General features: G+C 63.6%; 12 protein-coding genes and 1 pseudogene. 9 read left to right on the plus strand and 4 right to left on the minus strand.

The features are described 5' to 3' along the window. Positions 1–57: 57 nt before the first annotated feature. From NKK52_RS17390 to NKK52_RS17410, 5 genes are all read left to right on the plus strand, one after another. On the plus strand, positions 58–486 hold the full coding sequence (locus tag NKK52_RS17390) for a DsrE family protein (protein ID WP_023683648.1): 429 nt from the start codon (positions 58–60) through the stop codon (positions 484–486). 73 nt (positions 487–559) lie between these two features. Beyond that, on the plus strand, positions 560–1,339 hold the full coding sequence (locus NKK52_RS17395; RefSeq protein WP_023683647.1) for an SDR family NAD(P)-dependent oxidoreductase: 780 nt from the start codon (positions 560–562) through the stop codon (positions 1,337–1,339). Between the two features lie 73 nt (positions 1,340–1,412). Further along, positions 1,413–1,721 carry a putative quinol monooxygenase gene (locus tag NKK52_RS17400; RefSeq protein WP_023683646.1) on the plus strand — a complete coding sequence of 103 codons (309 nt, stop codon included), beginning with the start codon at positions 1,413–1,415 and terminating at the stop codon, positions 1,719–1,721. 80 nt (positions 1,722–1,801) lie between these two features. Further along, positions 1,802–2,890 carry an AbrB family transcriptional regulator gene (locus tag NKK52_RS17405; RefSeq protein WP_023683645.1) on the plus strand — a complete coding sequence of 363 codons (1,089 nt, stop codon included), beginning with the start codon at positions 1,802–1,804 and terminating at the stop codon, positions 2,888–2,890. A gap of 45 nt (positions 2,891–2,935) precedes the next feature. Then, positions 2,936–3,688, plus strand: coding sequence for an SDR family NAD(P)-dependent oxidoreductase (locus NKK52_RS17410; RefSeq protein WP_023669968.1), 753 nt, complete (start codon positions 2,936–2,938; stop codon positions 3,686–3,688). Positions 3,689–3,744: 56 nt separating this feature from the next. On the opposite strand, the gene NKK52_RS17415 is transcribed toward NKK52_RS17410, so the two are convergent. Then, positions 3,745–4,641, minus strand: a complete 897-nt coding sequence (locus NKK52_RS17415; protein WP_023683644.1) for a LysR family transcriptional regulator — start codon at positions 4,639–4,641, stop codon at positions 3,745–3,747. Positions 4,642–4,787: 146 nt separating this feature from the next. Here NKK52_RS17415 and NKK52_RS17420 point away from each other — a divergent pair. Beyond that, positions 4,788–6,322, plus strand: a pseudogene (locus tag NKK52_RS17420) (MFS transporter). Positions 6,323–6,332: 10 nt separating this feature from the next. On the opposite strand, the gene NKK52_RS17425 reads toward NKK52_RS17420, so the two are convergent. From NKK52_RS17425 to NKK52_RS17435, 3 genes are read right to left on the minus strand one after another with little or no spacing between them, the layout of a single operon-like run. Beyond that, positions 6,333–6,647 carry a nuclear transport factor 2 family protein gene (locus tag NKK52_RS17425; RefSeq protein ID WP_031197571.1) on the minus strand — a complete coding sequence of 105 codons (315 nt, stop codon included), beginning with the start codon at positions 6,645–6,647 and terminating at the stop codon, positions 6,333–6,335. Beyond that, a complete protein-coding gene (locus NKK52_RS17430; protein ID WP_023683642.1) occupies positions 6,647–7,423 on the minus strand; it encodes an esterase family protein in 777 nt (258 codons plus the stop codon). Before NKK52_RS17430 ends, NKK52_RS17425 begins: the two co-directional genes overlap by 1 nt. A 5-nt stretch (positions 7,424–7,428) precedes the next feature. Then, a complete protein-coding gene (locus tag NKK52_RS17435) occupies positions 7,429–8,595 on the minus strand; it encodes an ATP-grasp domain-containing protein (RefSeq protein ID WP_023683641.1) in 1,167 nt (388 codons plus the stop codon). A gap of 482 nt (positions 8,596–9,077) precedes the next feature. On the opposite strand from NKK52_RS17435, the gene leuA reads away from it, so the two are divergent. From leuA to NKK52_RS17450, 3 genes are all read left to right on the plus strand, one after another. Next, complete coding sequence (leuA, locus tag NKK52_RS17440) at positions 9,078–10,754, plus strand: 2-isopropylmalate synthase (protein WP_023683640.1); 1,677 nt, start codon at positions 9,078–9,080, stop codon at positions 10,752–10,754. 193 nt (positions 10,755–10,947) lie between these two features. Then, positions 10,948–12,717 (plus strand): tetratricopeptide repeat protein, encoded by a 1,770-nt coding sequence (locus NKK52_RS17445; protein ID WP_023683639.1) that lies wholly within the window; start codon positions 10,948–10,950, stop codon positions 12,715–12,717. Positions 12,718–12,820: 103 nt separating this feature from the next. Then, positions 12,821–13,624 (plus strand): alpha/beta fold hydrolase, encoded by an 804-nt coding sequence (locus NKK52_RS17450; RefSeq protein ID WP_023683638.1) that lies wholly within the window; start codon positions 12,821–12,823, stop codon positions 13,622–13,624. Positions 13,625–13,690: the final 66 nt, after the last annotated feature.

The raw sequence follows: 13,690 nt of genomic DNA on the forward strand, positions 1-13,690 counted from the left end.
CTAGTATCATGGCCGCAGCCACGCAATCTGCGGGGAGCGCCAAGCCGAGAGGATGCCATGCGTCGACGCGACATGTTCCGGGCCAGCCTTGCCGGTGCCGCCGGCCTGTTCGGGCTGAGCCGGGCCGCCGCCGCTGAAGACAGACCGAAGGTCGCTTATCACCTCAGCGACCTCGATAAGGTCAACTTCGTGCTCGGCAACATCAAGAACCACTATGAAGGCACCGGCGGCAATGTCGACATCGTGTTGGTCGTGCATGGTCCGGCCCTTGCCGGCTTCAAGTCGAAAGGCCTATCGGCGGCGATCTCGGGACGCTTTGCCGGCCTTGTCCAACAGGGCCTTGAGCCGCATGCCTGCGGCAACACCATGCAAGGCATGGAGATCACGCTTGCCGACCTGCTCGAGGGCTTCCACGCCGCCGACAAGGGCGGCGTCGTCAAGCTCGCCGAACTGCAGCGCCAGGGCTACGCCTATCTCCGGCCCTGAGCCGCCACGGGCTTGAACGTGAAGGCCATGAGAGCCTACGAAGGGTGGCCAAACAGCCCGAAGGAAAGTGCTCATGACCGCGACCACCCTCGTCATCCCCGATCTTGCCGGCAAGGCGGTGCTGGTCACCGGCGCTTCGACCGGCATCGGTGCCGCCCTTGCACTGGCCTACGCCGCCCAGAAATGCCGGGTCGCGCTGCACTACAATTCGAGCCGGAAGGCCGCAGAAACGCTGGCCAAAACCATCCGCGACAGCGGCGGTGAGGTGTTCCTGACACAGGGCGACTTCTCACAGGCAGCCGATGTCGAGCGGGTAGTCGAGGAGAGCGCCGAAACATTCGGCCGGCTCGACGGGCTGGTCAACAATGCCGGCGGCATGCTCGGCCGCGTGCCCTATGCTGAGCAGACCGAGGCGCACTACGACGCGGTGATGGACCTCAACGCCCGCTCGGTGCTGACGGCCTCGCGCAAGGCGATGCCATGGCTGAAGAAGCAGGGCGGCTTCATCGTCAACACCTCGTCGATCGCGGCGCGCAATGGCGCTGGCGGCGGCGCCGGGCTGTACGGTTCGGCCAAGGCCTTTGTCTCCAATGTGACGCGCGGCATGGCCAAGGAACTGATCGGCTTCGGCATCCGCGTCAACGCAGTGGCGCCGGGCACCATCGCGACACCCTTCCACGAGCGCTACTCCACCGACGATCAGATGAAGGGCATGGTCGCCACCATTCCTCAAGGACGCGCCGGCACCGCTGAAGACTGCGTCGGTGCCTATCTCTTCCTGTCGTCAGATCTCCTGAGCGGCTACATCACCGGCCAGATTATCGAGGTGAACGGCGGCCAGTTGATGCCGTGAGCGAGCAATTGCATACTGCGTCTCGCAACCATGCAGTCGTGCGAGCGTTTTCTGAGGTTTGGAGGGGAAGGCAATGTATGGACTGATCGGCAAGATGCGGGCGGCGCGCGGCCAGCGTGACGCGATCATGGATGTCCTGCTCGCCTCGACCGGCGCCATGCCGGGCTGCCTGAGTTATGTCATCGCTCGTGATCCCGCCGATGCCGACGCGATCTGGGTGACCGAAGTGTGGACCGACGCCGCGAGTCACAAGGCTTCGCTGCAGCTGCCCGAAGTCCAGGCGGCGATTGCCAAGGCGCGGCCGATCATCGCCGGCTTCGAATTCCAGGTCGAGACCCATCCGGCCGGCGGTTTCGGCCTGCCCCCCATCAAGAACGAGTGACATCCCAACGCGGGGTCGGGGTCGTTAATTTCTTCCGAGACAGCGTTCGCATTTTTCTCTTCCAGGTCTAAGACCCAAACATGGACTCTTCGCCAGACCAACCGGCCGTCGAACGCATGGCGCGCATGCTTCCAGTCCGACAATGGCTGGTGCTGCTGATCGTCTCGCTGCTGTTCGCCGGCGCGCTGGAATACGCCGCGCTGCCGGCGGCCCTGCTGATCGGCCCGATGCTGGCGGCGATCCTTGCCGGCACCAACGGCGCCACGGTGCGCGTGCCGCGGCCGCTGTTCGCCGCCGCCCAGGCCTTGGTCGGCTGTCTGGTCGCGGCGTCGATCTCCACCGACATTTTTTCGGTGTTCTACAAGGAATGGCCGCTGGTCCTTGTCGTGGTGCTGGCGACCCTTGCGGCGTCCAGCCTGCTTGGCTGGCTGATCAGCCGCTGGCGCATCCTGCCCGGCACCACCGCGGTCTGGGGCTCGTCGCCGGGTGCTGCCACCGCCATGGTGCTGATGGCCGGTGCCTTCGGCGCCGATCAGCGCCTCGTCGCCTTCATGCAGTATCTGCGCGTCATCTTCGTCTCAATGACGGCGGCGCTCGTCGCCAAGATGTGGGTCGACACGTCGGGGATCGAGGTACCAGCCATCGTCTGGTTCCCGCTGATCGAACCGGCAGCCTTTGCCGCCACGCTCGGCGTGGCGCTGGTCGGCGGCCTGCTTGGCCGGTTGTGCCGGCTGCCTTCACCCTTCTTCCTCGGCACTTTCGTCTTTGGCACCATCGTCCATCTCGGCTTCGGCGCGGCGATGCAATTGCCGCCATGGCTGCTGGCGCTCTCCTATGCGATGGTCGGCTGGTCGATAGGGCTGAACTTTACCCGGGCGATCCTGCGCCATGCGACACGGGCGCTGCCGCAGATCGTCGGCTCTATCGTCGTGCTGATCGCCTTTTGCGGCGGGCTTGCCTGGCTGATCAGCCACGTCCTCGGCATCGATCCGCTGACCGCCTATCTCGCGACCAGCCCCGGCGGCATGGACAGCGTCGCCATCATTGCCGCCGCCGCGCAGAACGTCGACATATCCTTCGTCATGGCCTTGCAGTCGACCCGCTTCCTGGTCGTGCTCATCGCCGGGCCGAGCATAGCGCGGCTGGTGGCGAGAGCCGTCAGGGACTGAGATTCAAATATCCAGGGAAGAGGAAAAGTGCCCATGAAACGTCGTGTGAATGCCGTCGATCTCTCAGGCCGGGTCGCCGTGGTGACCGGCGGCGCGCAAGGCATCGGCCTTGCTGTCGCCCGGCGACTGCTGTCATCGGGCGCCAGCGTCGCCATCTGGGATGTGGACGAGACCGCCATGGCGAAGGCCGTTTCCGAACTCGCCCCGCTCGGCCGGGTCGAGGGTTTGCTGTGCGATCAATCGCTGATGGAGGCCGTCGACAGCGCCGCGACCGAAACCGAGCGCTCGCTTGGTCCGGTCGATCTGCTGGTAAACAATGCCGGCATCGCCGGACCGGCAGCGACGGTGGCGGATTATGATCCTGCCGCCTGGCGCCAGATAATCGACATCGACCTCAACGGCGTCTTCTACTGCTGCAAGCGCCTGGTGCCCGGCATGATCGCGCGCAGCTACGGCCGCATCGTCAACATCGCCTCGGTCGCAGGCAAGGAAGGCAATCCGAATGCCGCCGCCTATTCCGCCGCCAAGGCCGGCGTGCTCGCGCTGACAAAATCGCTCGGTAAGGAACTGGCCGGCCACGACATCGCCGTCAACGCGCTGACCCCATCGCCCGCCCGCACCCGCATCCTCGAACAGCTCACTGAGGCCCAGGTCGCCTACATGCTGGGCAAGGTGCCGCGAGGCCGGTTCGTCGAAGTCGAAGAGGCGGCTGCGATGATCGCCTTCATGCTATCGGACGAAAATTCCTTCACCACCGGCGCGACCTTCGACCTGTCCGGCGGCCGCGCCACCTACTGAGAAGCAGAGCTATTCCTCGCTGTCTTCGTTATCGCCGTCGGCCGCGAAGGACTAATTCAAGAGCCGCTCAGCGTCGCGGCAAGCCGGTCGGGAAGGAAATCGACGAAGGCGCGAACCTTCGGCGACAAATGACGATTGGACGGCCACAACAACCGGAACTGGCCGCGGCCGTCGACATGGTCGTCCAGCACCGTGCGCAGCAGGCCGTCACGCAGCGCCTCGCGGACCAGGAAATCGGGCATCGAGCTGATGCCGAGCCCGGCCATCGTGGCGCCCTTCAGCGCCTCCGTGTTGTTGCAGGTCAGCATCGAGCGGACCTGCGGCTCGGCGCTGCCGCCGATGAACGGCCAGCCTTGCAGCTTGCCGCTGTTGGGAAAGCGGAAGCGGATGCCGTAATGGTTCACGAGATCGTCCGGGAGGCTCGGGTTGCCGTGCTGCTCGATATAGGAGGGTGCCGCACACAACAGCAGCCGGAAGGGTGCAAGCGGCCGCGCCACCAGGCGCGAATCCGGCAGGTCGCCGCTGCGGATCGCGATGTCGACGCCTTCGTCGATGAGGTCGACGATGCGGTCGTTAAAGTCGATGTCGAGTTCGATTTCGGGATAGCGCGCCATGAACTCCGACAGCACCGGAAACAGCAGGTGATAGGTCACGATCGGCGTCGAAACGCGCAGCCGCCCATGCGGTGTTTCGCGGCTCCGCGACAGCATCGCCTCGGCATCGCCGATGTCGTCGAGGATGCGCCGCACCCGCTCGTTGAACAGCTTGCCCTCTTCGGTCAGGCCGATGCGGCGCGTGCTGCGCTGAAGCAACCTTACGCCGAGATCCTGCTCGAGCCTGGCGACGCTCTTGCCGACGGCCGATGCCGAGATTCCGAGCGTGCGGCCCGCAGCGATGAAGCTGCCGAACTCAGCCGTGCGGGCAAAGGCCAGGAGCCCATTGAGGCGTTCCATCGCATCTCTCCATTCGAGCGTTTCAGTCCGGTATATCTGGATATTTAACACTATTTTTCTCGAAGTGTCGCGGGCCTATCTTCCCGTTACGACTGGCGCAGCAAGCTTGCGGCAGGCCGGCGGATCCTGGTTCAGATAGGAAAATTATGACCCCGAAGACCACAAACGGCGCGGTCGCGCCATGGCTTGTCCTGTTGTCGGTATGCCTTGCCGCCATGACAATGCCCTTGACCTTCACCGGCCCGGCCGTCGCGCTTTCCCGCATTGCGGCCGACCTCGGGGCAGCCCGATCGCGCTCAACTGGGTGACAAACGCCTTCATGCTGACCTTCGCCGCCACCTTGATGGCATCAGGCGCGCTGGCCGACAATCATGGCCGCAAGCGGCTCTTCCTTGTTGGCCTCGCCACCTATGTGCTGGCATCGCTGGGATCGATGTTTGCCCCTGGTATCGTCTGGTTCGATGTGCTCAGGGCTGCGCAAGGGCTCGGCGGTGCCGCCGCCTTTGCCGACGGCGCCTCCGCTCTTGCCCAGGAATTCGATGGGCCATTGCGGCTGCGCGCCTTCTCCTTCCTCGGCACCAGTTTCGGCATCGGCCTCGCTTTTGGGCCGATCGCGTTGGGCCTGCTCATAGATGCCTTCGGCTGGCGATCGATCTTCGTCTTGGTGGCAGTGCTCGCGATTGCAGCCGCTTTGCTCGGCCTGCGCACCATCAGGGAATCGCGCGATCCGGATGCGACCGGCCTCGACTGGGCGGGAGCCGGCACCTTTACGATCGCGCTGGCATCGCTGACCTACGGCATGCTGCAAGCGCCGCAGAGCGGCTGGACCGATCCCCTGGTGATCGCGCTTCTCGTGGCGGCCGCCCTTTGCTTTGCCGCTTTCGTCGTCGTCGAGCGGCGCGTGCGCCGGCCGATGCTCGATCTCTCGCTGTTCCGCTTTCCCCGCTTCGTCGGCGTCCAGTTCCTGGCGGCCGCTCCCGCCTATGGCTTCGTCGTCCTGCTGGTGCTGCTGCCGATCCGCTTCATCGGCATCGAGGGGATGAGCGAGATCAAGGCGGGGCAGTTGATGATCTGCCTGTCGGGACCGCTGTTGATCCTGCCACTGCTCGCCGGCCAGGTAGCGCGCTGGATCGCTCCGGCAACGATCTGCGGTGTCGGCCTGCTTGTGGCCGCCGGCGGCCTTGTCTGGCTGAGCCTGACACCGCCTGTCGTCGCAGCGCTGGTGGCGCCGCTGATCCTCATCGGCGTCGGCATCGCCCTGCCCTGGGGGCTGATGGACGGACTTGCCGTCGGCGTCGTGCCGAAAGAGCGTGCCGGCATGGCGGTCGGCATCTTCAACACCACCCGCGTCGCTTGCGAAGGCGTGGCGCTGGCGATCGTCATGGCAGTCCTGTCGGGTTTCACGGCAGCCCAACTGGCGGCTCAGGGAACGGCATCTTCCCTGGATGCAACCGCCGCCGCGCAACTGCTGGTGACCGGCAACATCGGCGAAGCGGCAGCCCACTTGCCGGGTGCCGGAGCCACGGTCCTGGTCCAGGCCTATGAGATCGCGTTCGACAGGCTGCTGATCGTGCTGGCGGCAATCACCATCGTCACCGCCCTTGTCGTCTTTCTCGGCTTGCGCCGTGGATCGGCGGTGGAACACGAGACCATTGCTCTGCCGGTTTGCCAGGAAGGGTAGCTGAGCCGCGTCAGGAGATGGCGAGGCTCGCTATGCGGTGGCCGTCCAGCACGAAGGTCATGTCACCCTCGCCGTTGAAGCCATTGCCTTTCACGGCAATGCGGACGCGGTAGCTGCCCTCGACCTCGGCGATGCGGACAATGCGAAGATTGGACTTCACGCCGATATTGTCCGACTGGTTCCAGCGCGCGATCTGCTGGCGGCCTTGGAAGGACCGCCCCCAGTCGGTCAGGGACGCGTCGGCTGTGAACGTGTCGAGAACGGCTTCGCTATCACCCGCATTGGTGGCCTCGATAAAGCGGCGGATAGGTTCGGGTGTGGCCATCAATCGAGCCGGTGCATCAGATCGTCATCCAGCCAGCGGCCGAAGAAATAGACCAGCTGCTTGTGCCACCATGGCCAGTCATGACTGGCATCGCCGCCCCAATAGTCGACCCAGGCGGGAATGGATTTGTCGCGCAGGATCTGTTCCAGCCTGCGCGTCTCGACCAGCATCCGCTCTTCCCAGGCGCCCTGCCCGCAGCAGAAGATCATCCTCAGCGACTTCAGCCGGGCAAGCAGCTTTGGGTCTACGGTGCCGGGCAGATAGTCGAGCGGTGAATTGTAGAAGATATCACCTTCCAGCGCCTTGCCGAAGAAGTCGCCCGCCGAATAGACGCCCGACAGCGCGATGACGCCGCTGGCGAGTTCGGGAAAGCGAAAGACGAAGTTCGAGGAATGATAACCGCCCATCGAACAGCCGGTGAACAGCGGCTTTAATTTGCGCCCGCCATTGGCTTGCTCAGCGGTCGCCAGAAACTCCGGCAGCGCCTCCTCGCGCACATATCGGAAATAAGCCTCGTGGCGACCGATACGGTGGGCGGCGCCGGCATGCTTGTTGAAGAACGATTCCGAATCGACGCCGTCGACCGCAAACAGCTGGATGCGGCCGGTATCGATGAATTCGGCCAGCGCTCCAACCCCGCCGGAATCCTCGAACTGGTAGAACCGCCCCTGCGACGTCGGGAACACCACCACCGGCCGGCCGGCATGGCCGTAGCGCTTGTATTCCATGTCGCGGCCGAGATTGCCGGAGAAACCCTTGTGATAGGAGATGTCCATCGCGTCTAAGCCTTTTCCGCGTGGATGTAGGCGACGGCCGCGCGCAGTGCTGCTTCGTCTTTCGAGCGCATCTGGTAGGCGTAATTTCCCATGGCGCGGCTGAAAACCTCTTCAATTGGCTGATGATGGACGATCTTGTCGCGATGCGCGGCTATCACGTCCTCATGGCTGTGCAAATAGTCGAGGCGCCGCTTGCGGCTGGCATAAGCGGTGAAATACTTGCCCTCATAAGGACCACCGGCGGCATCCTTCACCACCATGTCCGCCCAGGCCGCGTAGACGTCGATGTCGAACGTGTAGTTGATCGCATCGGTCATCCAGGCGCCGGGCGGCCGCATGTTGACCTCAAGCGCGATGACGCGGTCGTCCTTGGTTTCGAACAGCTCGATGTGGAAGAAGCGCTCGCGCACGTCGAACGCTTTGAGGATTTTGCGGCCGGCCTCTTCGATCGCCGGTCGGACCTTGGGAAAGCAGGTGTAGCTCATGTGGCGATCCTTGTTGACCACTTCCATGATGCTCTGGTCGTAGCGGTGGCTGGCCGCCAGCACCACCTCGCCGTCACGGTTGACCAGCCCATCGAAGGTCACCACCAGCCCCTCGATGAACTGCTCCATGACGAAGGTCACGTCCTCGGGCTTGTCTCTGAAAAACTGGTCAAGCTCCCTGGCGTTGGAAATCTTGAAGGTGTTCGAGGCGCCGGACCCGGAATCGGGCTTCACCACCACGGGATAGCCGACGCGGCGGATGAAGGTCATGGCGCCGGCCCGGTCGGAGCATTTGCGCTGGGCGATGGTGTCGACGCCGCTCTTGCGGAAGAATGCACGCATGCGGCTCTTGCGCTTCAAATTCTTCACGAAATCGAGCTTGGTGCCGTAGATGTTGAAGTCGGTGCGGATGTTGGCTTCCAGCTCCAGCCAATGCTCGTTGAGTGACTCGAAGCGCTCGATCCGGCCCCATTCGTGAATGAAATGACCCATGGCCCGGAACACCGGATCGTAATCCTCCATGTCAGCGATGCGGTAATATTCCGACAGGGCCACCTTCAGCTTCCCGTCCAGCGCCTCATAAGGCGCATCGCCAATGCCCAGCACCGTAGCGCCGGCCTTTTTCAGCCGGTCGCAGAAATCGGCGCCGTTGGCGGGAAAATGCGGCGAGAAGAAAACAAAATTCACGGATGATCCCTCCGACGGCGAAGCATTGCGGCCTCGGCCACACGCAAGTCTGGCGCATTTGCCGCGCATGGGGAAGAGTGCTCGCGAGTGGTGGAATGGCAGCCCACTTGCCTGTCCATGGCGGCTCCTGTATGAAACCCGCCATGAACACGCGCGTCTCCTCCGTCGCTTCCCGTCCGACCGGCTTTGCCGGCGAGACCGTGCGCGCGCTGGCATCGACCCTGCTTCTTCTCGGCCTTATCGGCGATCGCCGGGTTCGCTGAAGGAGCGCCCGGCGGTCGAACCGCCGCTTACGCGCACGCTCCTTGGCCAGTTCAGAAATTGGCAATTCACATCAAGCGAACGAAAATCTGATAAGGCGCTGCTCGCCCTGGAATCCGTCCGAAGACCGATCCGCGAGCCGCCGGGAGAACAAGACGATGAACGCAGGAGAAGACATCCGCGCCGGCGAAGCCGAAAGCGTAAAACGCGCGGCCGGCCACATGCCGGGCGCGGCCCGAAAATACCAGCCCTACCCGACGGTCGGTCTCACCGACCGCACCTGGCCCAACAAGGTCATCGACAAGGCACCGGTCTGGTGCTCGGTCGATTTGCGCGACGGCAACCAGGCGCTGATCGATCCGATGGGTCATGAGCGCAAGGCGCGCATGTTCGCCCTGCTGCTCGACATGGGTTTCAAGGAGATCGAGATCGGTTTCCCCTCGGCCTCGCAGACCGATTTCGATTTCGCCCGCTGGTGCATCGAGGAAGGCAATGTGCCGGCTGATGTTTCGCTACAGGTGCTGGTGCAGTGCCGTCCCGAACTCATCACCCGCACCTTCGAATCTCTGAAGGGCGCCACCAACCCGATCGTGCATTTCTACAATTCGACCAGCGAGTTGCAGCGTCGCGTCGTCTTCGAGAAGGATGTCGGCGGTATCAAGCGCATCGCCACCGACGCGGCCAAGATGATCACCGACATGGCGGCCAAGGCCGGCGGCGGTTATCGCTTCGAATATTCGCCCGAAAGCTTTACCGGCACCGAGCTCGAAGTCGCGCTGGAGATATGCAACGCCGTCACCGAGATCGTGAAGCCGACAGCCGACAACAGACTGATCATCAACCTGCCGTCGACGGTCGAGATGTCGACGCCCAACATCTATGCCGACCGGATCGAATGGATGTGCCGCAACCTGGACGACCGCGAGAACCTGCTGATCTCGCTGCACCCCCACAACGATCGCGGCACCGGCATCGCCACCACCGAGCTCGGCCTGATGGCGGGTGCGGACCGCGTCGAAGGCACGCTGTTCGGCAATGGCGAGCGCACCGGAAATGTCGACATCGTGACGCTGGCGCTCAACATGTACACGCAAGGCGTCGATCCCCATCTGGATTGCTCCGACATCAACCGGATGAAGGACGTCTACGAATATTCCAACCAGCTGAAGATCTCCGAGCGCCATCCCTATGTCGGCGAACTCGTCTACACCGCCTTTTCCGGCTCGCACCAGGACGCCATCAACAAGGGCATGAAGGCCTTGAAGAAGGCCAACACGCCGGTCTGGGAAGTGCCCTATCTGCCGATCGATCCGGCCGATGTCGGACGCAGCTACGAGGCGATCATCCGCATCAACTCGCAGTCGGGCAAAGGCGGCATCGCCTATGTACTGCAGGCCGATTACGGCCTCAATCTGCCGCGCAACCTGCAGATCGAGTTCAGCCAGGAGATCCAGGCGATCACCGACGCCGAAGGCAAGGAAGTGCCGGCAAAACGCATCCATGACCGCTTTATTGAAACCTATGTCGACCAGCCCGGCGCACGACTGAAGTTCCTCGACCATCACACCTATCCCGATACCGAGAAAAAGGGCCGGCGCGTGGTCGAGGCGGTGATCCTCGACAACGGCAAGGAGACGACAATCGCCGGCTCCGGCACCGGCCCGATCGACGGCTTCGTCGATGCGCTGTCGCGTCATGTTGGCGTCGACATGTCGGTGCTTGATTATTCCGAACATTCGCTCCAGCGCGGCTCGAACGCCTCGGCGATTTCCTATGTCGAGATGGAATATCCCGGCGGCAAGCTGTTCGGCGCCGGCATCAACACCAACATCGTCGCCGCCTCGCTGGAAGCCGTTGTTTCGGCCGCCAACCGGATAATCGGCCGCAAGGCCGGCTGATATTTTCCCGGGCGCCGAATGTCCGCGGCGCCCGGAAATCCCCCATTTGCCGAGGGAAATTCCGGCCTTTTGTGTCAACCACCGGCAACTATCCGGTGTGTTACGCGATCGCATAACATAAGCATGCTTGTATGGAAGTGCAGGCTCTATATGATTGCGCCTCAACCTGTGCCGACTTCGAGAGGATCGACACTTGCAGCATGCCACGCCTGCCGCCCCCGCAGTGCGCGAGACACTGGAGCGACTGCTCGCCAGCGAAACGTTCGGACGTTCCGAGCGCGCGCGCAAGTTGCTGCGCTATCTTGTTGAGCGCGAGCAGGCCGGCGAAGCCGACAGGCTCAAGGGTTTCTCCATCGCCATGGACGTCTTCGGCAAGGACGGCGATTTCGATTCGTCGACCGACGCCGTTGTCCGGGTGCAGGCAGGCCGGCTGCGCGAACTTCTCCAGCATTATTTCGCCAATGAAGGCATAGCCGAACCGGTTCGCATTGCCATTCCGCGCGGCGGCTACGTGCCGTCCTATGAGCTCAACGCCATACGCCTGCCGGTTGGGCAGGAGCCGCTTGCGGCGGCGGTAGCCGCCTTGCCCGGATCGCCCGACCAGGCGGCTCTTGACGCCGTTCCCGCTGCCGCGACAGCTTCGGGGGTTACAGAACCTGGGCCTTCGCTGGCGCGCCATCTCCAGTTCTTCTGGGTCGCCATGACGCTGGTCATTCTCATGCTGGGCGTGCTCATCCTGCGCCAGGGCAGCGGCGCATTGCTTGCCAGCAGCGATCCTACCGCGGTGGTCGAGACCGCGGGCGTAACGAGCAGCATCGCATCGCCGTCGATGGAGGCCCTGCCCCTCGTCTACATCGCGGTGAAGGCCACCGGCCCCGAGGCCGGCCGCGTCGCCGCTTCGCTGCGCGCCGGCCTTGCCGCTTTCGACACGATCGACTTCATCGGCCGCGACGCCGACAGCAAGCGCGATCCGAGCACCGACCCGACCAGCTTCGTTTTCGATGTCCTGCCGGGACCAATGGCAGGTGACGTGACGCTCGAACTGCAGAGCGTGGCGACCGGCCGCGTGCTTTTGTCCCGCAGTCTGACGGCCGCCGACAGCGCACCTGGCACCGTCGAGGATCGTATCGCCGCCATCCTCAGCTCGACCGTTCCCGCCTCCGGCCCGCTCTACAGCTACATCGAACAGAACGGCATTCAGACCGGGCTGACGAGCTGCCTGATCCTCAACGACAGATACTATCTCGACCAGAGCACCAGGACGCACGAGGCCGCCTATCGCTGCCTGGACAACCTCGCCGGCCAGGGTGCGAAATCGTCGTTGGTCTATTCGGAACTGGCCTCCCTGACCCTTGAGGCCGCCACCGATCATTACGCCTATCCGCCTGGCGCGACGGTCGAACAAGCAATGTCTTTCGCCCATCGCGCCATCCAGATGGGACCGACCAGCCCCTATGCGCACCGCGCCTATGGCTACCTCAATTCGCGCCTCGGCAACACCGAGGAATCGATCCGCTGGATGCGCAAGGCCTATGAGCTCAACCCCTACGACCTCGGCATGGCTGCCGCTTACGGCTATGGCCTGATCTTTGCCGGCAAATATGCCGAGGGAACACCCATCCTGACCCATGCCGTCGAGACGTTCAGCGGCCATCCGACATGGTGGGATTTTGGGCTTTTCGCCGGGCAATTCATGCTGGGCGACATGAACAAGGCCGCGATAGCCAGCGAGTCGCTGCGCACGACGGCGATGAAATCGCATTATCTGGCGGCGCGGCTGATCGGCGCCAAGGCTGCCGGCCGCGAACAGCTGGCAGCCAAGCTTCTGGATGAGCTGACCACCAAATTCCCGAAATTCGCCGCCGATCCGCGCGCGGCCTTCGCCGAGCGCAAATATCCCGCCGATCTGACCGACCGGCTGGTTGAGGCGCTGCGCGCCGCGGGCCTCGGCAACGCCAGCTAGTCTTTCCGGATCGCGAAAACTTTACTGGCCATCGGTCTGGACTGGGAGCAATCCAGCCTCGATTCGAATTTCCTCTCCAGTCTTGCAATAATCGCACATTTTCATGGTCTCATCCCTCTATGTTGCCGAGCGGGGCGCCGGGCCGAAGACGGTCGTCCTGCTGCATGGCTTCGGTGGTTGCCATGATATCTGGCGCGAGGTGACCGCGTCGCTAGGGCCCGATGTCAGGACCTTGGCCTACGATCTTCCGGGACACGGACTGTCTCTCGAATTTCCTGGCAGCGGCCCGGCCAAAACAGCGGCGCGAGCGGTTCTCGCCGATATCGCCGCACGCGGGATAGCAAGGGTGCATGTCGCCGGTCATTCGATGGGCGGCGCGGTCGCCTCCCTGATGGCGCTTGCCGAGCCTGAAAGGATAGCCTCGCTGACGCATCTGGCGCCGGGCGGTGTTGGCCCCGAGATCAACGGACCGCTGTTGCGCCGCTACGCCGCGGCCGCCGACAGACGGGAAATCCGCGCCTGCCTTGCCGCCATGTCGGGACCGCAAAGCCCGCCGCCCGAACGCATCGTTGGCGTCCTGGCGGACCTACGCCGTCGCCCCGGCCAGTTGCGCAAGCTGATTGAGATATCGGCCGTCATGACCAGGAACGAGCGGCAGGGGGTCATACCCCGCGAACAGCTGGACACCCTCGACATGCCGGTGATGGTGGTTTGGGGAACGGACGATCCGGTGCTGCCCTTTACCCAGGCTGATTGTCTGCCGGCGCATTTTCATATTCATCACGTGCTCGATGCCGGCCATATGCTGGTCGAGGAAGTGCCTGATGTGGTCGCCCAGGCCGTGCGCCGAAACATGGCACGCCGGGGCAGGCGCCTGCGTCCGACATTCGAGGCCGCGGCGAGCTAACTTACTTGCGCCCCGCATCTCGCCAGTGCATTTTGCCGCCGCCTGTGTTAACTCGCAATTAACCAT

The sequence above is a fragment of the Mesorhizobium sp. C277A genome (assembly GCF_040324395.1).
Taxonomy (GTDB): domain Bacteria; phylum Pseudomonadota; class Alphaproteobacteria; order Rhizobiales; family Rhizobiaceae; genus Mesorhizobium.

Excerpts from the sequence above, each read along its gene's own strand:
- NKK52_RS17390 (WP_023683648.1), top strand. The coding sequence starts at position 58 with ATGCGTCGACGCGACATGTTCCGGGCCAGCCTTGCCGGTGCCGCCGGC.
- NKK52_RS17395 (WP_023683647.1), top strand. The coding sequence starts at position 560 with ATGACCGCGACCACCCTCGTCATCCCCGATCTTGCCGGCAAGGCGGTG.
- NKK52_RS17400 (WP_023683646.1), top strand. The coding sequence starts at position 1,413 with ATGTATGGACTGATCGGCAAGATGCGGGCGGCGCGCGGCCAGCGTGAC.
- NKK52_RS17405 (WP_023683645.1), top strand. The coding sequence starts at position 1,802 with ATGGACTCTTCGCCAGACCAACCGGCCGTCGAACGCATGGCGCGCATG.
- NKK52_RS17415 (WP_023683644.1), bottom strand. The coding sequence starts at position 4,641 with ATGGAACGCCTCAATGGGCTCCTGGCCTTTGCCCGCACGGCTGAGTTC.
- NKK52_RS17425 (WP_031197571.1), bottom strand. The coding sequence starts at position 6,647 with ATGGCCACACCCGAACCTATCCGCCGCTTTATCGAGGCCACCAATGCG.
- NKK52_RS17430 (WP_023683642.1), bottom strand. The coding sequence starts at position 7,423 with ATGGACATCTCCTATCACAAGGGTTTCTCCGGCAATCTCGGCCGCGAC.
- leuA (WP_023683640.1), top strand. The coding sequence starts at position 9,078 with ATGCCGGGCGCGGCCCGAAAATACCAGCCCTACCCGACGGTCGGTCTC.
- NKK52_RS17450 (WP_023683638.1), top strand. The coding sequence starts at position 12,821 with ATGGTCTCATCCCTCTATGTTGCCGAGCGGGGCGCCGGGCCGAAGACG.